Below are 26,979 nucleotides of genomic sequence, written 5' to 3' on the forward strand. Positions count from 1 at the left end.
AGCTATTCCTTTTTGTTTGTTGTGATAATTTAAATTATAAGGAATACCTCCTTTTTTTAAACTAAAACTGTGCAATATCTATGGCTCTTAAACAAATAAAATATATAGATTTTTTATCTCTTGATATTGAAGGCGGAGAGTTAGATATATTGAAAACTATAGATTTTAATACTTATAGTTTTGGGCTTTTAACCATTGAAAATAATGAAAAAGAAAATATACTTATTGACTTTATGAAAACTAAAGGATATAAAGTTTTAATTGATATAGGCTGTGATATTTTATTTGTAAAAGAATAATATTAACAATTTTATTATAAAAGCTGCAGTATTTACTTAAAACTGCAGCTTTATTTTATATAATATATTTAATAATTTTTTATTTAAAATAGTTCACACCATTTTCAAAAATATTGTAAATATCTTTTGTGATGATATTTTTGTATAGATTATTGGCATATCTTTCACTATGTCCCATTTTACCTAAAACTTTTCCATCTTCTGAAATTATACCTTCTATAGCATAGGCTGAACCATTAGGATTGAATCTAAACTCATTAGTAGGCTCCGATTTGAAGTTAACATATTGTGTAGCAACTTGTCCTTTTTTGATTAGCTCTTTTATAATATTTTCATCGGCAAAGAATCTGCCCTCACCATGAGAAACAGGAACAACTAGTTCGCTTCCAACAGGTATATTGTAAAGCCAAGGAGAATTGTTTGACACTACTTTTGTTGTTACCATTTGAGAAATATGCCTTCCTATTTTATTGAATGTAAGAGTAGGGGAGTTTTCTGTAATGTTTCCTATTTTTCCATAAGGAAGAAGTCCAGATTTTATTAATGCCTGAAAACCGTTACATATACCTAAAACAAGTCCGTCTCGTTCTAATAATTTATGTATAGAAGTTTTTATTTTTTCATTTGTAAGTATTGCAGAAATAAACTTTCCAGAACCATCTGGCTCATCAGCAGCACTAAATCCGCCCGGTATCATAAATATTTGAGAGTTATCTATTTTTTTTGACATCTCTTCTATTGATTCTTTTATGTATTCTGGTTTTATATTTCTAAATACAAAGATGTCGGTGCAAGCTCCTGCATCAGAAAATGCTTTTTGAGTATCATATTCGCAGTTTGTACCTAAGAATGAAGCTATTAAAACATTAGGCTTAGCTTTTTTATTTTTGCATATAAAAGGAGTTTTTCTATTATAACCTGCTAGAGGATAAGTTTCTATATCTTCATTAGTTTTGTATGGGAATACACTTGATAATTTTTCAAGCCATGATTTTTCTATTTCTTCTAAGTCTATAACTTCACCGCATACTTTTATTTTGTATTCATTGATAGTTTTTCCTATTAAGATAGCATTTTTATAATTTAATTCTTCTTTAGTTTCTACTATAAATGAAGCAGGCATAAGGTTAAAGAAGTAAAGCTCATCTTTTATATCAACGCCTATTCTGTTGCCGAAAGACATTTTTGTTAAAGCCTCAGCAATACCTCCGAATTTAATTGTATATGCTGATAGTATTTTCTTGTCCTTTATATTTTGATGTAAGAAGCCGAAGTTTTCTTTTATTTCTTCTATATTAGGCATGTAATTTTCTTTCATGTTATGCTTTATCAAGTAAACATAATTATTAACAGATTTGAACTCTGGAGAAATTACATCTTTAGTGTTTACAGCTGATACTGCAAATGATATTAAAGTGGAAGGTACAGATATATTATTAAAAGTACCGCTCATAGAGTCCTTTCCGCCTATTGCTGGTATATCAAACTCTGTCTGAGCATATATTGTACCTAAAAGTGCCGAATAAACTTTTCCCCATTTTTTAGCATCTTGTCCTAACTTTTCAAAATATTCTTGGAAAGATAATCTTATATTTTTATAATCTGCTCCAACAGAAACAAGTTTTGACATAGATTCTATTACAGAGTATATTCCTCCATGAAACTCTGACCATTTCATAATAGAAGGATTGTACCCCCAAGTAATAGCAGAAGCTGTATTTATTTCTTTGGCATTGTTGTCAAATATTGGTATTTTCTGAATACTAACATCAATTGGAGTCATTTGGTATTTTCCTCCGAAAGGCATTAATACTGTAGAAGCTCCTATTGATGAGTCAAACATTTCAACTAAACCTTTTTGAGAAGCAGCATTTAAATCTTCTGCCATATTAAACCAATGCGATTTTAAAGAGCATGCATTTTTTGTACTGAAAGGATTATTTTCAAAGTCAATATTTTTTAATACAGCATTAGTTTCCTGTTTAGCTCCGTTGGTGTCTAAAAACTTACGGCTTATATCTACAATTTTTTTGCCTTTTAAATACATTACAAGTCTGTTAGTATCAGTTATTACAGCCACCTTTGTAGCTTCAATATTTTCATCATTGGCTAATTTTATAAACTTATCAGCATCTTTACTTTCAACTACAACAGCCATTCTCTCCTGAGATTCGGATATTGCTAGTTCAGTACCATTTAGTCCCAAATATTTAACAGGAAGCACATCAAGATTAATATCTATTCCGTCTGATAATTCACCAATAGCAACTGAAACTCCTCCTGCTCCAAAGTCATTACATTTTTTTATTAATTTTGTAACTTCTTTATTTCTAAATAATCTCTGTATTTTTCTCTCTTCTGGGGCATTACCTTTCTGTACTTCAGCACCGCAAAGTCTTAAAGATGCGTCAGTATGGCTTTTTGATGAACCTGTAGCTCCTCCGCATCCGTCTCTTCCTGTTCTTCCGCCAAGCACTATAACAATGTCTCCTGCTTTTGGTTTTTCTCTTCTTACATAGCTTACTGGAACAGCCCCTACAACTGCACCTACTTCAAGTCTTTTTGCTTTGTATCCTTCATCATATATTTCATTAACCAAACAAGTTGTAAGTCCTATTTGGTTACCGTAAGAGGAATATCCAGCAGCTGCAGTAGTTGTAATTTTCTTTTGAGGAAGTTTTCCAGCCAAAGTATCTTCCAATTTTTCTAAAGGGTTAGCACTTCCTGTAACTCTTATTGCCTGATATACATAGCTTCTTCCAGATAGAGGATCTCTTATAGCACCTCCCAAACAAGTAGAAGCTCCTCCAAAAGGCTCGATCTCTGTAGGGTGATTATGAGTTTCATTTTTAAACATTAATAAATATTTTTCTGTTTTATTATTGCCGTTTTCATCTATAGCATCAACATCTATATAAATAGAACATGCATTTATCTCATCTGAAATCTCTAAATCTTCAAGTTTGCCTTTTTTCTTTATATATTTTGCTGATACTGTTGCCATGTCCATTAAGTTAATATCTCTTTTACTGTCAGCATCTTCACCGTAAAGCTCTTTTCTCATATCATAGTATCTATTAATAGCATTGAGTACAACTTCTGCAAAATTATTTTTATTTTCTTTTAATGATTCTTCTAACTGCACATCATTAATTTTTGTCATAAATGTTGTGTGTCTGCAGTGATCTGACCAATATGTATCAAGAACTTTTATTTCTGTTTCTGTCGGGTTTCTTTTCTCTTCATTTTTGAAATAATTCTGTACGAACTCTATATCTTTATATGTCATAGCCAAATCAAGATTATTTCTATACTCTGCTAATTGACCCTCGTTAAAATTAATAAAGTTTTCTACGTCTTTTATATCGTCAGCTTTTTGAGATTCTTCTATTTCTAATTTGCTTAAATCTTTTTCTCTGCTTTCTACTGGGTTAATATAGAATTTTTTTATTTTCTCTATGGTGCTTTCATCAATATTGCCTTCAAAAACTATAACCTTGCCGCTTACTATAGAAACATTTTCAATATTATTATATATTAATTTAAGGCATTGAACTGCTGAATCTGCCCTTTGGTCAAACTGCCCTGGTAAATATTCAACTGCAAAATGTTTTAAGTTTTCAAAGTCTTTCTTTTCAACTATTTTATCAGTAGGAGGTTCTGAAAATATTACTTTAATAGAGTTTTGTAACTGACTTTCTTCTATATTAAATATATCATAAACATTGAGAAGTCTTATACTAGATTTTATTTTAAAATTTTCTTTTAATTGATTTTCTAATCTTTTAGCTTCCAAATTAAAGCCGTCTTTTTTTTCTATAAAGATACGATAATTCATTGATACTATTTCCTAATTAATTTTTTTGATACAATAATTATATATGCAATGCTTATTATATCAATAGTTGTAAAAAGTGATTTTTTTTATAATTATTTTTATTAAAATAAATTCTTAATAATTTTTAATCGATAGTTCATTATTTTTACTATAAATTACTCATATAAAAAGAAAATAACTATTTTTAATTTTTATATTAATGTTATAATGATATAGTAATTTTATTATGAGGCTATAACATGAAAATATCTCATATTGCTGTTTGGGTTAAAGATTTAGAGAGTATTAAAAATTTTTATATTAAGTATTTTAATTGTAAATGCAATGATAAATATGTTAATGAAAAAAAAGGTTTTGAATCATATTTTCTCACATTTGAAGATAACTGCCGATTAGAAATAATGACTAGAAAGGATATAAAGGATAGAAACACTAACGATGACATATACGGTTTTGCTCATATTGCCTTGTCTGTTGGAAGCAAAGAAAAAGTTGACAGTCTTACAAAAGAATTGGAGAGTGACGGATTTAGAATAGCGTCATATCCAAGAACTACAGGCGATGGGTATTATGAGAGCGTAATACTTGATAATGAAAATAATAAAATAGAAATAACAATATAAGGGGATAAAAATGAAAAATATATATTTCTTTATCTTTTGCTTACTAATAGGACTTATTATAAACTCTTGCCATGATAAAATAACTCATAAAATAAAAGTTTATCATAATGGTAATATACTTACTATGAAAGGAGATGAAGCTGAATATGCCAAGGCTATTGAAGTAAGAGACAATACTATTATGAAAGTAGCGTATACAGAAGAAGATAAAAAAAGTTTAATAAATAATGTTTATGCTGAAGTAGTAGATTTGAAGGGAAAAACTTTAATGCCTTCTTTTGTAGATGCTCATAGTCATATGGTGAGATTTGCTCAGTCGCTTACTACAGTAGATTTGACAGGCTCTACCAATATGCTTGAGATTGCCCAAAAAATTACTAATTATATAGAAGTTAATAAATTAAAACCAGATGCTTGGGTAGTTGGTTTCGGATATGATAATAATTTACTTCCAGACAAAAAAAATCCTGATAGAGATGACTTGGATAAAATTTCTACTACTCACCCAATATTTATAACCCATGCTTCTGGACATGTCGGAGCTATGAACTCAAAGGCATTAGAGGAGTTTGGGGTTAATGAAAATACTCCAGATATAGCAGGCGGTGTAATAGAAAGATATCCTAACAGCAGAAAACCTACCGGATATATGGAAGAGGCGGCATTTATGCATTATGCCCAAAGTATAAAATTTTCTTTTACAGATGAGGACTTGATGAACTTTATTAATCAGGCAGAAGACGTTTATCTGGGATACGGTATTACAACAGCACAGGATGCATTAATTTCTACTGCAGAATTTCCTCTTATAAATAATATGATAACTAATAACAGATTTAGAATTGATGTTATAGGTTTTATAGATTTGAAAAATTCTTATTCATTGGCAAAAACCAATAGTGATATGATAGGTAATTATAGCAACAAATTTAAAATAGGCGGATATAAAATATTTTTAGACGGTTCTCCTCAGGCAAAAACTGCATGGCTTGAACAGCCTTATGTAAGCGGTCCTGCAAGATACAGAGGATATGGAATATATAGTAACAGCGATGTAGAAAAATTTGTTGAAACTGCATTAGATGATAGAATGCAGCTTCAGGCTCATTGCAACGGAGATGCAGCAGCAGATCAGTATATCAATGCATTCAGTAATGTTATGATAAAAAGAGATACTACTAATAATTACAGAGCTGTTTTAGTGCATAGCCAAATAATAAGAGAAGAGCAGTATACATCTATGTCAAACCTTAATATAATACCTTCTATATTTGTAGCACATGTATATTATTGGGGAGATGTGCATTTAGCAAATTTAGGTATGGAAAGAGCTTCTCAGATTAGTGCTTCAAAAACAGCATTAAACAATAATTTAGCCTTCACATATCATCAGGATACTCCAGTAATTAAGCCTAATATGCTTGAAACTATTTGGTGTGCTGTTAATAGGGTTACAAGAGACGGAGTACTTTTAGGAGAGAATCAGAAAGTTACTCCTTATGAGGCTTTAAAGGCTATCACCATTAATGCTGCTTATCAAAACAAAGAAGAGGATATAAAAGGAACTATAGAAGAGGGTAAATTGGCAGATTTAGTAATATTAAGCGATAATCCTTTAACATGCGATCCTATGAAAATAAAGGATATAGAAGTACTTGAAACTATCAAAGAAGGAAAAACTTTGTATACAAAAAAGAATTAATGTTTTAATAAGATCAAAACTTTTTTATAAACGTATAAAGTTATTTACAAATCTTTATAATTATGCTATAATATTACAGCTATGTTTTACAGTATTAGTAATTTTATATCAACAACAAATTGGCGATATTTCTTTTATGGTCTTGATATAATTTTAGTTGCAATACTGTTCTATATAATATATATGCTTATGTATAATACCCGAGCATACAGTATAGCAGTAGGATTTATTATTCTATTCTTCATTACAATAATAGCAAAAATATTCGGACTTTCTACATTATCTTGGATATTTGATAAATTCTTTCAAGTAGGACTTATAGCTATAGTTGTTCTTTTTCAGGCAGAAATTAAACATGGGCTTAGAATATTGGGAGGAAGAGCTTTTTTAAAAAAGTCTTTCCGATATGATGAAGACCAAATTCAAAAAATATTAAGTGCTACTTTTAATTTGTCATATAAAGGATACGGAGCATTAATTGTTTTTCAGAGAAATATATCTCTTCACTCTTTAGTAGACAGAGCAGTTAAACTCAATGCTGATATATCTATGGAGCTTGTAGAGTCTATATTTTTTAAGAATAATCCTATTCATGACGGTGCTGCTATAATAATGGAAAACAGAATAGCAGCAGCAAGTGCATATTTACCGCTTACAGAAATAGAGCCTCAGATAAAAAACAGAAGACTCGGTACTAGGCATAGAGCAGCACTTGGAGTTTCTGAACAGACTGATGCAGTTGTTATAGTTGTTTCAGAGGAGACTCAGTGCGTATCTATAGTACATAATGGAATATTAGAATATAATTTAAGCAGAGAAGAGCTTGACAGAAGAATAGGGGAGCTTTTAGAGATAAAAAAATGAGTGAAAAAAGAAAAACAGAGTTTAAAAAGTTTAGCTATAAAAAAGTGTTATATTATATAACTAATAGATTTTGGATAAAACTATTATGCCTTCTTATGTCTTTTTTGCTCTTTTTATTTGTAAGATATCAAAAAGAATATACTAAAGACTATATTACTAAAATAGAAATTAAAAATATACCTTCAAGGCTTCTTATAGCAAATCAGATTCCTGAAAATGTTACTATAACATTAAAGGGTTTTAAAGATAATGTTTATGAGCTCCCTACAGAGTTCAGTGCCTATATAGATCTTACAAATGCTTCAATAGGAAGTAATATGTATGAAATTTATTTAGCAGGCGATATAGATTATAGTAAAATGAATATTACAGTATCTCCGAGTAAACTTCCTATAGTTTTAGATGAATTAGCATATAAAACTGTGCCTATAGAAGTGCCTACTATAGGGGTAGCTTCTCTTGGGCTTAGTGTTGATGATATTATAGTTAATCCTTCAAATACAATTATATCAGGACCTAAAAGTCTAATATCTTCTATAGATGAGATAAAAACTTATAATCTTGATTTAACTGACAAGTATTTAGACTATTCTGCAATATCAAGACTTAATTTACCTAGAAATATCAAATCTGATGTATCTAGGGTTAATGTTAATGTTATTTTTAATAAAGATGTTGAGAGAATGGAGTTTAATAATATTTCAGTTAATATAGATAATTTAAATAGCAGATTTAATATTAATAGTGACAGTGCATTTATTGTTAATAAGGTAGTACTAGAGGCTAATAAGGTTTTACTTACAAATGTATCTTTAAATGATATTTTACTTTCTATAGATTTGAAAGATATTACAAATGCAGGCATATATTCAAATATATCTGTGGAGGCAAATATACCTATTCATACAAAATTGGTACAAATAGAGCCTTCATATTTTGATGTAGAAGTCATTGATAGAGAAGCTGTTATTACTAATAGAATAGAATTAACTAATGAAGAGGCAGCTCAGTAATTGATGAGAAATTTAAGGTTTGGAGATATTATTATATTTATCTTTATAATTTTATTTTCTTTTTTTTATGCTAAAACTCTTATACAAAATAAAAGCAGTAAGATAATAATAGATTCATATAATAAATCATTAAGGTATGATTTAAATACTGATAGAGAAATTATCATTGAAGGATTGCTTGGTGAGTCTAAAATAGTTATAACAAACGGTAATGTGATGTTTTCAGATTCCTGCTGCAGAGATAAATTATGTGTAAAGGCAGGTATTTTGAAAAATGCTCCTATAATATGTATGCCTAATGGTATATCTATAAGATTTGAGAAAAATGTTGAAAATGATATAGAGATAGATTCTATTGTTCAATAGGAATTGTTTATGAAATTTTTTAATGACATAAAAAATCATACTGGAAAAAGAAGAATATATGATATAATATTTTTTGCTTTTATATCATCATTTATAGCTGCTGTTGAAAATATGTTTCCAAGACCTATACCTTATTTTAGAATAGGTTTTTCTTTTATTGTGATATTAATGGTAATAGATGTATTTAGTTTTAAAGAGCTCATACTTCTTATACTTATAAAAAATGTATCAGTTGCTTTAGTATTTGCCTATATATTTACACCACCTTTTTATCTGGGACTATGCGGAGGAATTAGCTCTATTATAGTGATGAAGATTATGAGTTATTTAAAAAATGTATTTTCTATTTTTGGTATAAGTTTGGCAGGCTCTCTTGTTAGTAATTTATCGCAGGCATTTTTATCAAAGTATTTATTTAGTCTTCCAGATATTAGTTTTTTAATAGTACCTGTATTTATACTTTCTCTTATAACTGGCAGTATAGTTGGTATTATTACTATGATATTATGCATCGATAATTCTGTAATTAGAGATAATTAATCTAATATTGAAGTTAATATATAAGTTTTTTATGATACATGTGTATTTATTTATAAAAAGTTACTTATAAAAAACTTTCGTATTAGTAATTTCAATCACTTACAATTTTTTATTTTAAATCTTATTTTCTATCAATCATTATACATATTGCAATTTTGTATATACATAAACAACTATAATTTGTCAATTTTGAGTTATTGATAAATGTAATTATAAGTTATAAAATAGCATAAAGTATTATTAGTTATTAATAAAATAAGTTTTAAATGTAAAATAAACAATTTATTTTTTATAATAATAGGTAATCAGCCGCATACCACTTCGGGTACTTCCTCACTTCGTTCGGTCGCGTTGACATTTGATAAGTGTAGATATCACTGGCAGGAAGATGCCTGCGAAGCGTCACGAACGAAGATGGGGTAGAGCTAGGTGCAACAAACTTAAAAATTTTCAGCATATATTATAATAATAAAATATTACAAAAAAGACGAAGCATACAAATAATATACCTCGTCTTTATTTTTAGATAAAACTTTATAAGAAAATTATTCTACTTCTTTTATATAAACTTTATTCATAGCAGAATTTTCCAAAGGATTATCATTATGATCTCTTTTTAAAGAAACTATCTTATCAGCAACATCCATTCCATTAACAACATTTCCCCAAATTGTATACTGACCGTCCAAATGCGGAGCATCAGCTACACAGATAAAGAATTGAGAACCAGCACTGTCTGGGTGCTGACTTCTAGCCATAGAACATATTCCTCTTTTATGATGTTTATCACTAAACTCAGCAGGAATATTAAATCCAGGACCTCCAGTACCATGTAAATGTCTTTTTGCAGCATCTTTGCTTACAGGATCTCCGCCTTGTATCATAAAGTTAGGTATTACTCTATGAAATCTAATTCCATCATAAAAACCTTCTTTAGCAAGATTTTTTATAGCTTCTACATGCTTTGGTGCTAATTTTTCGTAGAATTCTATTTCTATAGTACCATAATCTGTTTCTATAAATAAATGTTCCATTATACTTTCCTTTACTAAAAAAATTATAAAATATTAATTAACTGTTTTTACATAAACCCTATTCATTCTAGCAGGTTCTATAGGGTTGTCATTAGCATCTCTTTTTAAAGCTGCTATTTTATCAGCAACGTCCATTCCGCTTACAACTTCTCCCCAAACTGTATACTGACCATCTAAAAATGTACTGTCAGCTACACAGATAAAGAATTGAGAACCAGCACTGTTAATACTCTGACTTCTTGCCATAGAACATATTCCTCTTCTATGAGAAACATCATTAAACTCAGCAGGTATAACAAAATTAGGACCTCCAGTACCATGCAAAGCTCTGTTAGGCTGTTTACTCAAAGGATCTCCTCCCTGAATCATAAAACCAGGTATAACTCTGTGAAAAAGAGTACCATTATAAAAACCTTCATTAGCAAGCTTTTTTATAGCTTCTACATGTTTTGGTGCTTTATCTGGAAAGAAAGCTATTTCTATAGTACCAAAATCCGTTTCAATAAATAAATGTTCTTTTGATGTTTTAGGTTTCTGTGCTATAAGTACAGCTCCAAATACTGTAATACAAAACAGTGAAATAAGAATAATTTTTAACTTTTTACCCAAAATATGTACCTCTTAATTTATTTTTTACTATTAAACAATTAACCAATCATAATGATAATAGTAATTTTTTATATAATTTTTTTATTAATTTTCAGAAGTATTATCTACTTGCTCATCTATAACTGAATTTTCTGTTTCTTCTGCTTGTTCCTGAACATCTTCTTCATCTTCTACAACAATTTCACCTTCTTTAACAGCTGATCTCTCTTCTGCTGTGATAGTATCTTCTTCTCCCTCAACTGCTGTTTCATCTTCTGTTACAGTTTCATCTGTCATTTCCTCTTCTGTTACAATTTCTTCATCAGCAGTTACATTTTCATCTGCTGTCATAGTTTCCTCTTCTGCTATTTCCTCATCTACTGCTGCATTTTCACCTGCTGTTTCTTCTTCTGCGGCAGTTTCTTCATTAACAGTTGTTTCAGGAGTTCTCTGATTATTTGTAGAGAAGTTTTTTATACTGCTGTAAGTTTGATTTGAGTCATAAGTACCTTCTCTAAGCTCACCTTTAAGGCTTGGTATAGTTAATATTTGTCCTGCTCTTATTACAGAAGGATCTTTAATTTTATCCTTATTGGCTTCATATATTTTTTTCCATAAATTACCATTACCGTATATGAAGTCATAAGAAGCTATACGCCATAAAGAGTCAGTGTTAGTTTTTCTAGCCTGAACTGTATAATATTTAGGGAAAGCTCCGTCTGTTACTACAACCTCTTCATTATTATCGCCTGAAACACCCATTGAATTTACTAAACTGATAACATTTTTTGAATGCATTAAAGATTCTGAATAATTATTAGCTATCAAAGTTTCTCCAGCAGAAGATAAAGATTTTGAAGCTTCATTATATGTATTAGGTTTGCTTTCATTATAACCGTCTTTTTTAGCTTTATCCATAGCTTCCTGAGCTTTTGCATATTCTAAAGGAGCTTCTAATCTGTCAAGTATATTCATAGCATCTCTTGATTTTGTTAGAGAGTTTGTATAGTCATTACTTGCTAATAAGTTAGCAGATTCATCTCTTAAATTAGTTATTTGAGTATCATTAGCATCTCCGTTAGTTAATACTGATTCGCTAATTAGATATTCTCTTCTCAAATCTATAGCAAGTACATTATAACCCAATTCTGATTTTTCAGCAGATTTATTATATTCAAGCATAGTATTTGTATAATCTGTACTGTTAGTAGCAGAATCAAACATATTATTTGCTGAATTAATATCATTAACTGATAAATTGTATAAGTTCATAGTAAGTTCATTAGTATCTCCGCCTACACCTTTAAATAAACTTAATTTTCTTTCAGCATCTCTCTGGCTATTTAAAACATATTCATAAACACCATATCTTGATATAATTTTATCTGAATACTCTTTACTTTGTCTTGAATATTCTATACTTTGATTATAATCACCAGCATCATGTGCTTCTATCGCCATTTCTCTGTATCTTTGTGCCAATTTATAATCATCACTTTCTTTTATAGACAAAGGTAAATCAGCAGGAAGCTCCGGAGGAAGTACTAACTCTTCCTGAGCATACAATAAACATGATAATGATAAAGTAATAAATAAAAATAGTCCTTTTTTCATTTTATAAACTCCAAAATATTTTATAAAATATAAGTTATAATATTATTGTTTTTTATTTAGCAGATGTTTTCTCTAAGTCATCAACTTGTTTAATTTTTTCTGATGCCTCTTTTATTCCTTTTACACTTTCATCGTATCTTATTTTAGTTGTGAAGTATGCTTTATGATGGTATTTTTTAGCATTTAAGAAACAACTCACAGCTCCTTCATAATCATTAGTGCTTAAAGCTGATAAGGCATTTATATAATTAAGTTCAGCAAACTCATAATTATCTTTATCTACTCTATAGGCTTTTATTTCTTTAGAATAAACTCTATCCATAGATGTTTCTTCTTTTAGCACTTCGGCATACTGCGGCAAACCTTCGTTAAGTACTGTTTGATAACTATTTGATGCAGTAGTAAGAAGTTCTTTTACTTTCTCAGGCTCTTTATTTTCATCTATAAGAATTACAGCCTCTGAAAAATTTGCTTCAGCTATATCAAACTGTTCTTTGGAATAGTTCTGCAAATCATACCTAATAGCTTTTTCTCTTAAAGTAGAAGCATCTTTATACTCTTTTAAAGGCATAGTTTCTGAACAGGATATTACAAAAACTAAACTAAATAATAATGTTGTAGAAATATATTTTTTTAACTGCATAATTACTCCAAACTATTTTCATAAAAAAACTATAATATACTTTTATATTATACTACTAATTGTAAAAGTCAATACTTACTTACAAATTTATATTATTATAGTAAAACTATTTTTTATATTCAAATTTATTTAAAAATAAAAAAGCAGGATAATAATAAAATATTACCCTGCCAATTAAGTTTCAATAATTATTAATTGTTAGTATCAGCAGTTGGAATTGTTCCTTTAAAAGTATAAACCAAATTTGTACCTGAAGCTGTAGTTATAGTTAATACATCTCCATTTAAAGAAATAGTATTTGCTCCGTTTAATATCTGTAAATATTCATTTTCTACAGCCATATCCTCTTCAGGTCCTGCCATTTTAGTAGAAGCTAAAGCAGTTAATGCAATTTTTTCTCCATCTAAAGAGAACTCTGTAGTATAGCTATTAACAGCTGATTTTCCGCCTAACATATTAGTTGCTGGAAAAGCTATAGTAACTTCTTTTCCTTCATACATGTTAGTAAGAGAAAATTCTTTACCTACTAGATCATCAACTATAATTACAGCTGCTGTTATAGCTGTATCAGTAGGTGCATTAGATGATGTATCAGTTTTATTTCCTGAACATGATACTGCAAAGATTGTTCCCGTAATTACGAGAACTAGTGACAATAATTTTTTCATTCTATTTTCCTCAAAATTAAAATTTTAGAAAATATTATAATATAATTAAATTTAATTATCAATGTTATGAATAGTAATAATTGTAAAAAATACTAATATTTTTTGTAAAAACATTTAAATAATCAATTAAAATCAATAATATTTATCTTGCCCCTGCGTTTTTTAATATAGATACTATCTCTTTATGATTTCTTTCAGATGCATAATTTAATGCACTCTTGCCATATTTATCCTTAATATTAATATCAGCACCAGCTTTTACCAATATACGTACTATTTTTACATGACCTCTGGAAGAAGCTCTGCTCAATGCTGTTCTGTTTCTAATATTTCCTGCATTAAGATTAACTTTTTTATCAATCAAAACCTGAACTACCTCTGTTAATCCTTCTTCTGCAGCTTCTATTAATGGAGTTTCACCCATTCTATCTTTAATATTAATATCAGCTCCTGAGTTTATTAATTCTATTGCTTTTTTTACATCTCTTCTCTCTAAAGCCTCCATTAATGGCGAAGCATACTGTCTGGCAAATAAACTTACACTAAAAATCATCATAAAAATAATTATGTTTCTCATAAAAAATCTCCAATTTATAAAATAATTATACTTTTAAAAAAGAGTATAACAAAAAAATAATAATTGTCAATTTTTTGTAAATAAATATATATTAATTTTACAATAAAAAATAATAAACTTAACTTAAAATATTAATATTTTTAAGCTATTGAAATTTTACTCTAACCGTATTATCTATATAACTGCTGTCTATAGTTCCAAGAGCTTTAATTTTTGATATCATATCATCTCTGCAGTCTTTACCTGTCATATTAATATTATTTCCTTTCTGAGCTATAGAATTGCCGTTTTCATCAACATAGCTTCCTCCGCTGTATATATATGTTGATAAAGCCGCTCTGTAAGATTGAGCCTCATTGATAGGTGTACCATTTAATTTAGCCGATATTAAATCTCCGCTGCTAGAGTATAAAACTTCCATTCCTCTTGACATTTGTAAAAATCCGCCTCCTGAGTTTGTAGGAATTACTGTGCTGTTCTTACAAGATATTTTAAGCAGATCAAGTATATCTTTTCCAGTTAATGAAACTAATATTACCTCATTATCAAATGATGAAACAGTCATTATATTTGCTAATGTTATATCTCCTTTACTAAATCCAGCCCTGATGCCTCCTGAGTTTATAAAAACTATATCTGCTTTATCGCCTTCCTGATTGGAATCTAGTATCAAATCACAAACAAAGTTTCCTAAAGCTGTAGACTGCTGTCTTATTGTCATGACATCATAAGTAAAATCTTCAGACAATGTACCTATTTTTACATTAGATTCCTGTTCAACTTGAGCTTTCATTTCATTAATTAAAGCAAGCATATCAGCATCTTGTTCTATTGTTTCATCCATTGCAACTAATTTATAATTAAATCCTGAAATATTTCCATTATAAGCATTTAAATTTATATTTCCTAAATACTGTCCGTAACAGCCTGCCTGCACTATAGGAGTACCATTAACAGTTTGAGGTTTTTCCATCACCGTATGAGTATGTCCTCCTATTATAATATTAAAAGTATTAGGTATAGCATTGGCAATTTCTACATCAATGTTATATCCTGCATGACTTAGAAGTATTGTTGCATCATTAGTTGTGTTTAAAGGAATTTCTGAGATGAATTTTTTTAATGATTCTATTTCATCTTCAAATACTAAATTTTGAGTGTATTGAGGATTGTATCCTGAGTTTTTTACTGTTACTCCTACTACAGCAATTTTGATTCCATTGATATTTGTAACCATATAAGGCTTTGCATAATAACTATTATTATTTTTTATATTTACTGAAAGAGTAGGGAAGTCTCTATCTTTCATTATTTGATTAAAATTATCTAATCCGTAATCTATAAAATGATTTCCTACTGCTGCTGCACCTACTCCGAGTTTATTCATAATTTTTATTTCATCATCACCTTTGAAAACTGTTGAATAAATACTTCCAGTAATTGTATCACCAGCATGAAGAACTAAAACATTATTATTAGTAGATCTTACCTGTTTTATATATGATGCTCTTCGGGCTGCTCCGTACTTTCCATTTTCTTCTTCATCTTTTCCATGAGTATCATTCATATGTATTATAACAAGATCTCCAGATACATTTTCTTTTGGAGTTAATGTATTATTTCTGCATGATAAAATTATCATTAAAACAAAAATAAAAATATAATAAATTTTTTTCATCATAATTATCCTTATTAAAAATATGATATTATATTTATATAATACATTTGTCAATGTGTATTTTATAGTAAATACAAAACATATACACTTGAGAACTCTCTATCATGTTTGTTCTATAGCATTCATATATTATCAAAATGTAACAATATGTTCGGCTGATTAAATATACTGAAAATTTTTAAGTTTGTCAATTTTTTTATTCAACTTTTGGCGAAGCCCAACACACACCATACTTAACAGTACTTCCTGAGGTCGCAGGCGGACAGCGTCAAAGTTTTTGCCAAAGGCACGCTTCGCGAAAAACGCAATTACTAGAACTTTATACTTTAAAGATATATATTAGACTTGTTTCAAAACTACTTGACAAAGTTAATTATGAAAATTATTTAATTTTAAAACTACAAATATAATGTTTTACATGTTGTGTAAATTAGTCTGGGGCACGACTGTGTGCTTCGCAGCAAAGCCCCAACTATAACTAAAAAAATACTAAATAAAAAAACTAAGTATTAATAAATTTAGTTTTGAAACAAGTCTATTAAATGTATGGTAATACCTGAAATTAGAGCTAAAAATGCAGTCTTTTCGCCTGCTTATGGAATGCAGATCGGGCACAACTGTGTGCTTCGCAGGGCTAGTACCCGAAAATAATAAAAATATAAAAACTAATTTTGACAAACTATAGTTGTTTAGGTATATACTAAAAATATTAAAAAACTTATAATCAGTTATATTCAGCTGCTATATAAAAGGTTTTATATTTATATATCTATTATTAATAAGAAAAATATAAAAATGATTTAATAGAACTATTTATATATTTCATAAAAATTGTCATATTCTATATCATTTTCTTTTAATATATTAGTTAATTTATCTTTTAAATGTATTTCACTTTCCCAAGACATTCCGCATCCTGCTGATATTTCGCTTGGTATTGATATTATTTTTCCAAGAAGCTCATTAGTTTCAGACATAATATTTTTAAATGATTTTTCAGCCCTCATAACATCTGTTGTTGTATTAAAAGTTATTATTAATCTTTTGTCTTTTATATCTTCTTTTTTTTCTGTATTAGAAGAGTTTTGTTTTATTTTATTTTTATTAGAGGCATTTTTTTCAAAACCAATAATAGCAGCCCCTATAGCACCTGCATATTGTCCTCTGCTGTCTGTAATAACTTTTCCGCCTAATGTTTTCTCTAAAGTTTTTATTAAATAATCAAATACACATAATCCTCCTGTAAGAAAGTACGTATCATCTTTAAACTTTCCGCAAAGAGAAGCAACTTTATTTGCAACAGAGTTTACTATTGCATATGCTATTTCATTTTTCTGTTTTCCGCTTGCTTTAAGGCTTATAACTTCTGTTTCTGCAAATACTGCACACATAGAACTTATAACAACATCTGTATCATTACATTTTTCAGCCTCTTCAAGAAGGGCAGGTATAGAACAGCCCAAAGAGTTTGCCATTAATTCTATGAATCTTCCAGTACCAGCTGAGCATTTATCATTCATAATAAAATTATCAACTTTTCCGTTTTTTATGCTTATTATTTTTGTATCCTGTCCGCCTATATCAATTAAAGTTCCGTTTAAATTATTGAATAAAAAATTAGCACCTTTGGCATGACAAGTAATTTCAGTTACAGTTTTATTTGCATATTCTATTGATACTCTTCCGTAACCTGTACCAGTAAAATATGAATTCTCTTTATTTATATTTTTTTCTTTAAGCATTTCTAATATTTTTGAAGCAGCTTCTACACCAGACCAGCCTGTAGGAATCATAAATAATTCTGTCAAATCATTTTTTTCATCGTCAAAAACAGCCACTTTTGAAGCAGTTGATCCTATATCTATACCAATATAATACATTTTATTTTTCCTTTATCTTTTATTTATTAATATTTTTTATTACAAATTTAAAAACGCCCGCTTATTTCTTTTACAGCATTAACACCCTTTTCTATTTCTTCTATTGTATTAAAGTAAGAAAAACTGAATCTTACAATCCCCTGATTAACAGTATTAAGAGAAGTATGCATAAGCGGTGCACAATGTCCTCCAGACCTAGTGGCTATATCATATTCAGAGGAAAGTATATCCGATATTTTAGCAGAATCAATATCCGCAATATTCAAAGATACTATTGATGTTCTTTTATCAGTGTTATAATTACCATAGAACTTTATATTTTCTATATTTTTTATTTCATCATAAAAATATTTTGCTAATTGTCTTTCATGATTTCTTATTTTTTCTATACCTTCTTCTTCTATAAACTTTAATGCAGCATTAAGTCCTGCTATAGAATGACTATTTAAAGTACCTGCTTCAAGTCTTACTGGCATGTTTTCAGGCTGAGTTTTTGAATAAGTTTTAATGCCAGAACCTCCAGTTTTTAAAGGTTTTATATCTATTCCTTTTTTTATACACAGCCCTCCAGTTCCCTGAGGTCCCATAAGACCTTTATGACCAGTAAAGCATACAATATCAATATTACTTTTTTTCATATCTATATCTATACTTCCTGCACTTTGAGAAGCATCTAGTATAAAAAGTATATTGTATTTTTTACATAAACTGCCTATAAAATCTATATCCAAAACATCACCTATAACATTAGAGGCATGAGTACATATAATTGCTTTTGTATTTTGTTTTATATTTTTTTCTATATCATTATAATTTATTTTACCTTCGATATCGGCATTTATTATTGTAAGTTCTGTTCCAAGTTCCTGCATTTCATAAAGGGGTCTTAAAACGCTGTTATGTTCTAATGATGTTGTTATAATATGAGTATCTTTATGATTTTGTATTATACCTTTAATTGCAGTATTTAATGCTTCTGTAGAATTACTTGTAAATGCTGTATAGTTTGGAGTATATCCGTTAAAAAGTTTTACTATTCTTTCTCTTGTTTCAAGTATTATTCTTTCGCTGCTTAATGATGCTTCATAAGAGCCTCTTGATGCATTGGCAAAACTATTTATAGCTTCAAAAACTGCTTTTGCAACAGTATCAGGTTTTTTTAATGTGGTTGCAGCATTATCAAAATAAATCATAAAATTATCCGATAATTTTTTATACTAGGTAAACTAGTATATTAATTAATACCAGTTTACCTATTAAAAAAATGTTTTTTATTATTATTTAATATTATTTAAATGTTTATAATATATCAAAGCATTTCAACAAACGCTTCTAATCTAGTTCTTAACTGAGGAGCATCGCTGTTTGAGTAGTTAGTTTCTATTGCCAAATATGATTTTCCTAATCCTTCTACAGTCCTTCTTACTTTTTCAGTTTCTATAGCATATGTGTGGCATGCTGTAAGCGTAACATCTACAACTCCATCAACTTTATAATCTTCTATATACTGTTTTATTCTATCCATTCTGCCGTCATTAGGAGTCATAATAGAACAAGGTATATTTATGTATCTTTCTGCTATAGCTTCTATAGGGTCTTTATTTTCTTCATCAACAAGCATTTCAAAGTTTTTAGTTCCTATACAGTTTTCAATACATACAACGCTTCCGCCAATTTCTTCTATTTGTTTTATTACTTTATCAACAACGCCTCCAGTAGGGCAGCCTGTGATAAGTATTCTAGGAGTATCCTCATTAAAAGGAGTTTCGCCTTTATCATATCTTTCTTTCATATTTTGTGTAGTTTTTCTGATTTCTTCAAAGAATTCTTTTTTATCAAATTTGAAATTAGAAGAGTTCATAACATCATGCATTTCAGTTCCTTTAACAGGAGAAGGTACTAATTTGGCAATGGAGAAAAACTCTTTCATAACGTTTCTCTCTTCATTGCATAATTTTATAGCATCTTTCAATTTTTCTTCTGTTATTTCTACATTAAACTTTTCTTCTAATTTTTTTATAAGCTCTTTTATTTCATTTTTCCAAAGTTCAAAAGAATAACTGTTTCTTGTATGAGGCAGCTGCATAACATGAGTATCTTTTACTTCTCCCAAAAGTTCATACATCTTCTTTTTACCGTCGCATGTAGTCTCTCCCACTATTAAATCAGAAAAATACATATAAGGACATTTATCAGTAATAGCAAATCCGTAACTTGATTTTATTAGCGGACATAAATTTTTAGGCAGATGTTTTTCTGCTTCAGGTATAGTCTCTTCGCTTGTAGAGCATAATGATACGCTTAAAGCATCAGCAGCATATATTATTTCTCTAGGCGTATAAGTACAAAAAATACCTACTACATTTCTTCCTTTGTCCTTTTCCGCTTTCATGGTAAGAAAGCCTTTTTTGCGTGCATCTGCAAATGTTTCAAAAATTTCTGGTAAATTGTTGTTAGACATATTATTACTCCCTAAATATATTTGTTTATAAAAATAGAAATGGATTCTATATCCTATAGAATTAAAAGATTATAATGTATGTTTTGTATATTTGTTGGATAGGTAAGAAACGGCTACTATCAATTTGTTTACAGCAAAATCAATAATCATAATTAGAATTATAATCAAAATAACTTTATTTGTCAATTAAAAATATACAAATAATTTATAACATTTCAACAAATGCTTCTAACCTAGTTCTTAGCTGAGGAGCATCACTGTTTGAGTAGTTAGTTTCTATTGCTAAATATGATTTTCCTAGCTCTTCTGTGGCTCTTCTTACTTTTTCAGTTTCTACAGCATAGGTGTGGCATGCTGTAAGCGTAACATCTACAACACCATCTATTTTATATTCGTCTATATATTGTTTTATTCTGTTTATTCTTTCATCATTAGGCGTCATCACAGAGCATGGAATATTTAAGTATCTCTCTGCTATAGCTTCTATTGTATCCTTATTTTCTTCATCAACAAGCATTTCAAAACTTTTTGTACCCACACAGTTTTCAAAGCATACTACACTTGCACCTGCTTCTTCTATTTGCTTTATTATTTTTTCAACAAGTCCGCCTGTAGGACAGCCTGTTATCAAAATTCTAGGAGTATTTTCATCAAAAGGATATTCTCCGTTATTGTACTTTTCTTTTAAATTATCTGTTAATTTTTTTATTTCTTTTACATAAAGTTTTCTGTCAAATTTATAATTAGATGACTGCAAAGCTTCATGCATTTCACTTCCTTTAATAGGGGAGGGTACTAATTTTCCTAAATCAAAAAACTCTTTTATTGTTTTTCTCTCTTCATTGCATGATTTTATTGCTTCTCTTAATTTTTCTTCTGTAATTTTTATATTAAATTTTTCTTCCAATCTTTTTATAAGTTCTTTTATCTCATTTTTCCAAATTTCTAATGATAATTTATTTTGAGAATGCGGAAGCTGCATAATATGAGTATCTTTTATTTCACCTAAAAGCTCGTACATTTTCTTTTTACCGTCGCAAGTTGTTTCTCCTATTATAATATCAGAAAAATACATATAAGGGCATTTATCACTGACAGCAAATCCGTAGCTTGATTTTATTAGCGGACATAAATTTTTAGGCAGATACTTTTCAGCTTCAGGTATAGTCTCATCATTGGTAGAACATAATGATACGCTTATAGCATCAGCAGCATATATTACTTCTTTAGGTGTATATGTACAGAATGTTCCTACTACTTTTCTTCCTTTATCTTTTTCTTCTTTCATAGTAAGAAAGCCTTTTTTGCGTGCATCTGCAAATGTTTCAAAAATTTCTGGTAAATCGTTGTTATTAGACATAATTATATCCTTTAAAATAAAATTAAAAATTAATTATTATTCTATAGACTATAGAAAGAATATATTAATTATGTCTGGTATATTTCTTAGATAAATAACCTACAGCAGCTATTATTTTTGATTTAGAAAAATTGTTTATCATTATATAATTACTTTATAATTATTTTTAGTATCTCCAAATTCCCCATACATCTATACCGCCTCCGAATGCATTATTAATTTCAAAGTCAGTACTTTTTCTCATTATTCCCTGACCCTCAGCATAAGCAGTAAGACCGAATGTGAGGTTTTCTATAAGTGTCATTCTCATTTCACCTTCTATACCATAATGCATATTATAATATCCATCTGTTTTGAATATATTTCCTTCAAACATCAGCCTAGGCATAATATAGGCGTAAAAAGCACCAAGTTTTGTTTCAAATTTGGCAGGCACTAATACATAGAATCTCATACTGTCGGTAGAACGTTCGCCATTATCATCATATAAATAATTGTTTAAAGCATCTTCAGCATATCCAGCATCTATACTAGCCCATCTGGCTCCTATACCATAGTAAAATGCTACTTTTAAAGGCATACTTATCTGTACTGGGAAATTATCAAATCTTGTAAGCATAATATTGCCGTATAAAGAACCTCCTATAACCATAGGGGCTATATTAGTTCCCGTTACAGTGGTATTTGTAACTGAAGATAATTGAATACCATAATGAAGAGAAATTGTAAACTCATCTAATAATCCGCCTCTGAACATAAAACTAAATTTCGGAGTTGTACTTATAGATACTTTCCCTCCATAATAGTTTTTGTCTCCAAAAGAAAATGATAAAGGAAGAGAGAGTCTGTATCTTTCATTGGCAAATCCGAATGAAAAGGAATGGCTGTGAGCGATAGGTCTGTTTTTATCTGTAAGATCATTATATAAATTAAACTGATATCCGAAAGCAAACATTCCGTAACTTAAGCCTACAAATGCTTTAGGCAGAAATGCTAGTTTTCTTTTTCCATCTTGATTTGTGTAGCTGTTATCGACTATATGTGATAAATCTAATATAGATACTCCCAATTTTAAAGGTGTATTACTATTCATAAGCGGAGCAAAGTCGTATATTGTACTCACTCTATCAGAACCGAATCTTGTTGATGTAACTCCTTCTATCAAATTGTGCATATTATCTTTGTCTGCTATATCATCTATAGCGAATGCAAAAGAACTCAGTAATAACAGCATAAATACAATTTTTTTCATTTTTTCTCCACTTCTTATATTTTATGTTCTTAAAAACAGATATTATTTAATAATGTAATAATTTTACAAATTTTTTATAATATTATCCAATAGTGTATAGTAGAAACCTTATTTTTTCAAGTGCTGATTTCATATAAAATATAGTTATATAGTTTATTAAATTAAATACTGTTTTCTTCCGATATATTCCTAAATATGAGTATTTAGTTATGATAAGAGATTTTTTTTATTTTATTGTTATTATTTTATCCAAAACTATAATAGATTTATTTAGATTATTTGGAAGTATTATAATATTCGGATTTATACTTTATATTCTTTCATCTATAACAAGAAGGATATTCGCCAAAACATTAGGTTCTAAAACAGAGGTTTATATAACAGGCTGGATAGGAACGCCTATACATGAACTTTCTCATGCCTTATTCTGCATTATTTTCAGACATAAAATAAATGATATAAAACTTTTTAACAGTAAGTCTGACACTATAGGATATGTTCTTCATAGCTATGATTCAAGAAGCTGGTATCAGCAAATGGGTAATTTCTTTATAGGTGTTGCCCCAATTATAATTGGTACTTTGATAGTATATTTGCTTTTTATGCTGTTAGCTCCAGAACTTAAAAATAATATATTTGAAATGCCTAATTTAAAATATAAGCAGATGTTTAATTCAGAAATTTTATCTATCATATATTATAGTGTTTCTAATATATTTATCTATACATACAATATTTTTATGAATATAATAAAAAATTTTGCTCTTTATGCTCCTTTTAAGAGTATAACATTTTGGATATTTTTGTATTTATCTATTTCTATAGCTTCTCATATGGAATTAAGTCCTGCCGATATTTCACATGCTTGGAAGGGTATTATTGTTATATTTGCATTGTCTTTGATTATAAATACATTTTTAATTCTGATAAAAGTATTTTTGAAATTAGAAATTCCAGATTCTGTTTATATTTTTATAAATAGAATGCTTGAAACTTATAACATGCTTTTAATATTTTCAGCTATAATATCTTTATTTAATTTTATAATATCATATATAGTTTTGACGCCTATTAATCTTATAAGAAATGGGAAACTCATTAATCCTTTTTAATAGAGTGTATATCCTAAACAATTATATTTTGTTAAATTTTAGTTATTTATAAATGTCATTATAGTTTATTTGCAACATAATATATTTTTATTAATCAACAAAATATGTTTTATATGTATAGTAAATTACTTATTTGGTATAATAATAGGTAATCAGCCGCACGTATCGTTGACATTTGATAAGAATAAACAATACCGTGCGTCCCGAACGAATATGAGGAGAGTTCGCGGTTGACAAAATAAAATTGTTTCAGTATATATTAATAATAAAATTATTTTTAATTAAATTTGTTAATATAGATAAAAAATTATTAGGCAAACTTCATATAATTTTATTTATAATTAAAATATTAATTTCTTCTTACTTGTTTCTTTATTGGTCTTTTATATGATGTAAATACTTATTCAGCAGATTTAAATACATTTATGGATAAGGATAATCAAGTATATCTTCTAAATATAATATTATTATTTGTGTATTAAAAAATACAAAGCTATTTAGAGAGAGTTTTTAAATAATCTGATGCTTCTTTCTGTTCTTTACGAATAGCAAACTCCAAAGCCCTTTCGCCGTCTTTATTTTTATGCTCTATATCAGCACCATTTTCTATTAAAAGTTTAATAGTATCAATATCTCCAATTCCAGATGCAAACATTAAAGGTGTTACAAGTTTGAAATTTTTAGCATTAACATCAGCCCCAGCCTCAACTAATGATTTTATTATATCATACTCTTTTGTTAAAGATGCATAGAGAAGAGCTGAAAATAAAGGCTTATCCCTTAAATTAACATCAGCCCCAGAATCTATTAAATATACAGCAATATCTTTATGCTTTTCTGCACAGGCAAACATCAAGGCAGTTATCCCAGTTTTGCTTCTTGCATTGATATTAGCACCTTCTTCTACTAAAAGTTTGGCTATATCAAAATAACCCTTCTTAGCACATATCATAAGTAATGTAAACCTAGTCTCTTCATCTCTTGCATCAGATAAACTGCTGTCAGCCTCTAAACATTTTTTTACATTATCAAAATCATTATTTTTTACATACTCAACTATATCAGACATTTTGACAAAGCCCTTTTATAGATTTATAAATTACTGCCATTTATAAGATTCTACAAACATAGTAGATATTGCTATACAAGCAACAGCCCAAATAAAAAAGAATATAACATTTTGTATATCTATCATACCTTTAGTAAAATCTGAAAAATATGTAGTGATGGAAATAGCATTTAATATTTTGCTGGCACCTGTGAACATTTCACTAAGCCAATTTATAATGTATGCAAATACTCCCATAGAAACACCCAAAATAGCAGCAACTAATTGGCTTTTAGATATACTTGTAGCAATAAGTCCAAGTCCTAATATAGCTGTTCCAAGAAGGAATAATCCCAAATACCCGCTGAATATAACTCCTATATCAGGTTTTCCAAATACCATAAGAAGTATAGGATAAACAAAAGTCATAACAAGAAGAGAAGCATAAACAACTAATACTGATAAATATTTACCCAAAACATACTGCAAAGAAGTAATAGGAGCAGTCATTATAAGCTCAAAAGTACCAGAAGCACGTTCTTCAGCTATAAGTTTCATACAAAGAATAGAGAGAAATAATATTGTAAAAAAACCTATATTATACATAGTGTTTTCCATAACTGCCAATCTGCTATAATAAACTTCTATAGTAAAAAAGTATCCAGTCAAAGCTAAATATATAAATCCTAATATATAATATAAAGGCGATACATAAAAGGACTGAATCTCTCTTGAAAATACAACATATATATTTCTCATTTTAACCCCTTAAAATATTAATTATTGTCATCATTTTTTTCTTTATTATCATTATAAGAAACTATTTCATCTCTTATATATTTAGATTTATCAAAATCTTCATTTTTCTTTTTATCTGTGAAGTAAATAAATACCTCTTCCAAAGATCTCTCTTTAGCTCTAATTTCTAAAACATCAAAGTTATTATTAACCAAATGCTTAACTATTGCCGCCCTAGAATCATTACCTCTTTCACATTCTATAAGTATATCTCCGAAAGCATTAGCCTCAGCCTGTACTACTCCATTAACTTCTCTTACACATAAAAGAGCATCATTATATCTTCCAGCCACTTTAAGTTCAATATTTCCTCCCAATATCTCTCTGTCCATAGCCATTTTTAAGCCTTCAATAGTATCTTCAGCTATTAATTCTCCGCTGTCTATAATCAAAGCTCTTTCGCAGGTATCTTCTACTTCGCTTAATATATGAGTAGAAAGTATAACAGTTCTAGTTCCTCCCAAACTTTTGATAAGTGATCTTACCTCTATTAACTGATTAGGGTCAAGTCCGCTTGTAGGCTCATCTAATATCAAAACTTCAGGATCATGAATTATAGCCTGAGCTATTCCAGTACGCTGCTTATAACCTTTTGATAAATGCCCTATTATTCTATTTCTATATTTTGTAAGTCCTGTAATTTCTATAGTATTTTCTAAAGCAGTTTTTATATGTTTTCTAGGTATGCCTTTAAGTTTAGCACAAAATCTTAAATAATCTATTACAGTCATTTCTGTATATAAAGAAACATTTTCGGGCATATATCCTATTCTCTTTTTAATTTCTATAGGGTTATCATATACTTCATAATCATCTAAATAAACGTATCCGCTTGTAGCAGGAAGATAACCAGTAATTATACGCATCATAGTACTTTTACCAGCTCCGTTAGGGCCTAAAAATCCTACTATTTCTCCCTTATTTATGGAATAGGATACACCTTTAAGAGCAAGATGTTCTCCGTAATATTTAACTATATTATCAACTTTAATCATCAATAATCCTTAAAATATTTATTATA

24 protein-coding genes are annotated in these 26,979 nt (G+C 28.8%); 8 read left to right on the forward strand and 16 right to left on the reverse strand.

What is annotated here, in order from left to right; genetic code table 11:
• Positions 1-80 precede the first annotated feature (80 nt).
• The gene (locus Q1X91_RS08265; RefSeq protein ID WP_300755710.1) at positions 81-299 is read left to right on the forward strand and encodes an FkbM family methyltransferase; all 219 of its coding nucleotides are present in this window, start codon (positions 81-83) and stop codon (positions 297-299) included.
• Positions 300-378: 79 nt separating this feature from the next.
• Here Q1X91_RS08265 and Q1X91_RS08270 read toward each other — a convergent pair whose 3' ends face one another.
• Positions 379-4,137 carry a phosphoribosylformylglycinamidine synthase gene (locus Q1X91_RS08270; protein ID WP_300755713.1) on the reverse strand — a complete coding sequence of 1,253 codons (3,759 nt, stop codon included), beginning with the start codon at positions 4,135-4,137 and terminating at the stop codon, positions 379-381.
• Positions 4,138-4,376: 239 nt separating this feature from the next.
• Here Q1X91_RS08270 and Q1X91_RS08275 point away from each other — a divergent pair, with 239 nt between their 5' ends.
• The 6 genes from Q1X91_RS08275 (at position 4,377) to Q1X91_RS08300 (ending at position 9,245) form a co-directional block, all read left to right on the forward strand.
• A complete protein-coding gene (locus tag Q1X91_RS08275; RefSeq protein ID WP_300755715.1) occupies positions 4,377-4,760 on the forward strand; it encodes a VOC family protein in 384 nt (127 codons plus the stop codon).
• A gap of 10 nt (positions 4,761-4,770) precedes the next feature.
• Positions 4,771-6,462, forward strand: coding sequence for an amidohydrolase (locus Q1X91_RS08280; RefSeq protein WP_300755718.1), 1,692 nt, complete (start codon positions 4,771-4,773; stop codon positions 6,460-6,462).
• An 81-nt stretch (positions 6,463-6,543) separates the two neighbouring features.
• Entirely contained in the window at positions 6,544-7,326 is a 783-nt protein-coding gene (gene cdaA / locus Q1X91_RS08285; RefSeq protein WP_300755721.1) for a diadenylate cyclase CdaA, read from the forward strand.
• Positions 7,323-8,339 carry a CdaR family protein gene (locus tag Q1X91_RS08290; protein WP_300755724.1) on the forward strand — a complete coding sequence of 339 codons (1,017 nt, stop codon included), beginning with the start codon at positions 7,323-7,325 and terminating at the stop codon, positions 8,337-8,339. The genes cdaA and Q1X91_RS08290 overlap by 4 nt, the downstream gene beginning before the upstream one ends.
• 3 nt (positions 8,340-8,342) lie before the next feature.
• Positions 8,343-8,705 carry a NusG domain II-containing protein gene (locus tag Q1X91_RS08295; protein WP_300755804.1) on the forward strand — a complete coding sequence of 121 codons (363 nt, stop codon included), beginning with the start codon at positions 8,343-8,345 and terminating at the stop codon, positions 8,703-8,705.
• A 9-nt stretch (positions 8,706-8,714) separates the two neighbouring features.
• Positions 8,715-9,245 (forward strand): Gx transporter family protein, encoded by a 531-nt coding sequence (locus tag Q1X91_RS08300; RefSeq protein WP_300755727.1) that lies wholly within the window; start codon positions 8,715-8,717, stop codon positions 9,243-9,245.
• A 545-nt stretch (positions 9,246-9,790) separates the two neighbouring features.
• Here the strand turns inward: Q1X91_RS08300 and Q1X91_RS08305 are convergent.
• The 12 genes from Q1X91_RS08305 to Q1X91_RS08360 all read right to left on the reverse strand — a co-directional run bounded on the left by Q1X91_RS08305 (position 9,791) and on the right by Q1X91_RS08360 (position 23,000).
• On the reverse strand, positions 9,791-10,279 hold the full coding sequence (locus Q1X91_RS08305; RefSeq protein ID WP_300755730.1) for a peptidylprolyl isomerase: 489 nt from the start codon (positions 10,277-10,279) through the stop codon (positions 9,791-9,793).
• Between the two features lie 33 nt (positions 10,280-10,312).
• Complete coding sequence (locus Q1X91_RS08310; RefSeq protein ID WP_300755733.1) at positions 10,313-10,888, reverse strand: peptidylprolyl isomerase; 576 nt, start codon at positions 10,886-10,888, stop codon at positions 10,313-10,315.
• An 84-nt stretch (positions 10,889-10,972) separates the two neighbouring features.
• Positions 10,973-12,481, reverse strand: coding sequence for a LysM peptidoglycan-binding domain-containing protein (locus Q1X91_RS08315; protein ID WP_300755735.1), 1,509 nt, complete (start codon positions 12,479-12,481; stop codon positions 10,973-10,975).
• Positions 12,482-12,533: 52 nt separating this feature from the next.
• Entirely contained in the window at positions 12,534-13,124 is a 591-nt protein-coding gene (locus Q1X91_RS08320) for a hypothetical protein (protein ID WP_300755739.1), read from the reverse strand.
• Between the two features lie 191 nt (positions 13,125-13,315).
• Complete coding sequence (locus Q1X91_RS08325) at positions 13,316-13,792, reverse strand: META domain-containing protein (RefSeq protein ID WP_300755742.1); 477 nt, start codon at positions 13,790-13,792, stop codon at positions 13,316-13,318.
• Between the two features lie 142 nt (positions 13,793-13,934).
• Positions 13,935-14,369: an ankyrin repeat domain-containing protein gene (locus Q1X91_RS08330; protein WP_300755744.1), complete on the reverse strand. Its 435-nt coding sequence runs from the start codon at positions 14,367-14,369 to the stop codon at positions 13,935-13,937.
• A 145-nt stretch (positions 14,370-14,514) separates the two neighbouring features.
• On the reverse strand, positions 14,515-16,050 hold the full coding sequence (locus tag Q1X91_RS08335; RefSeq protein ID WP_300755747.1) for a bifunctional UDP-sugar hydrolase/5'-nucleotidase: 1,536 nt from the start codon (positions 16,048-16,050) through the stop codon (positions 14,515-14,517).
• A gap of 806 nt (positions 16,051-16,856) precedes the next feature.
• The gene (locus Q1X91_RS08340) at positions 16,857-17,927 is read right to left on the reverse strand and encodes an acyl-CoA dehydratase activase (RefSeq protein ID WP_300755750.1); all 1,071 of its coding nucleotides are present in this window, start codon (positions 17,925-17,927) and stop codon (positions 16,857-16,859) included.
• Between the two features lie 47 nt (positions 17,928-17,974).
• Positions 17,975-19,120 carry an aminotransferase class V-fold PLP-dependent enzyme gene (locus Q1X91_RS08345; RefSeq protein WP_300755753.1) on the reverse strand — a complete coding sequence of 382 codons (1,146 nt, stop codon included), beginning with the start codon at positions 19,118-19,120 and terminating at the stop codon, positions 17,975-17,977.
• Positions 19,121-19,236: 116 nt separating this feature from the next.
• A complete protein-coding gene (locus tag Q1X91_RS08350) occupies positions 19,237-20,388 on the reverse strand; it encodes a double-cubane-cluster-containing anaerobic reductase (protein ID WP_300755756.1) in 1,152 nt (383 codons plus the stop codon).
• Positions 20,389-20,593: 205 nt separating this feature from the next.
• A complete protein-coding gene (locus Q1X91_RS08355) occupies positions 20,594-21,748 on the reverse strand; it encodes a double-cubane-cluster-containing anaerobic reductase (protein WP_300755759.1) in 1,155 nt (384 codons plus the stop codon).
• Positions 21,749-21,914: 166 nt separating this feature from the next.
• Positions 21,915-23,000: a cell surface protein gene (locus Q1X91_RS08360; RefSeq protein ID WP_300755764.1), complete on the reverse strand. Its 1,086-nt coding sequence runs from the start codon at positions 22,998-23,000 to the stop codon at positions 21,915-21,917.
• 209 nt (positions 23,001-23,209) lie between these two features.
• Here Q1X91_RS08360 and Q1X91_RS08365 point away from each other — a divergent pair, with 209 nt between their 5' ends.
• Positions 23,210-24,112 carry a hypothetical protein gene (locus tag Q1X91_RS08365; protein ID WP_300755766.1) on the forward strand — a complete coding sequence of 301 codons (903 nt, stop codon included), beginning with the start codon at positions 23,210-23,212 and terminating at the stop codon, positions 24,110-24,112.
• A gap of 493 nt (positions 24,113-24,605) precedes the next feature.
• Here Q1X91_RS08365 and Q1X91_RS08370 read toward each other — a convergent pair whose 3' ends face one another.
• The 3 genes from Q1X91_RS08370 to Q1X91_RS08380 are packed head-to-tail and all read right to left on the reverse strand — an operon-like array spanning position 24,606 to position 26,953.
• Complete coding sequence (locus tag Q1X91_RS08370) at positions 24,606-25,181, reverse strand: ankyrin repeat domain-containing protein (RefSeq protein WP_300755769.1); 576 nt, start codon at positions 25,179-25,181, stop codon at positions 24,606-24,608.
• Between the two features lie 30 nt (positions 25,182-25,211).
• Positions 25,212-25,919, reverse strand: a complete 708-nt coding sequence (locus Q1X91_RS08375; RefSeq protein ID WP_013114649.1) for an ABC transporter permease — start codon at positions 25,917-25,919, stop codon at positions 25,212-25,214.
• A 17-nt stretch (positions 25,920-25,936) separates the two neighbouring features.
• Positions 25,937-26,953 (reverse strand): ATP-binding cassette domain-containing protein, encoded by a 1,017-nt coding sequence (locus Q1X91_RS08380; RefSeq protein WP_300755774.1) that lies wholly within the window; start codon positions 26,951-26,953, stop codon positions 25,937-25,939.
• Positions 26,954-26,979: the final 26 nt, after the last annotated feature.

Origin of the sequence: uncultured Brachyspira sp. (assembly GCF_949287625.1) — a bacterium.
Lineage (GTDB): Bacteria > Spirochaetota > Brachyspiria > Brachyspirales > Brachyspiraceae > Brachyspira.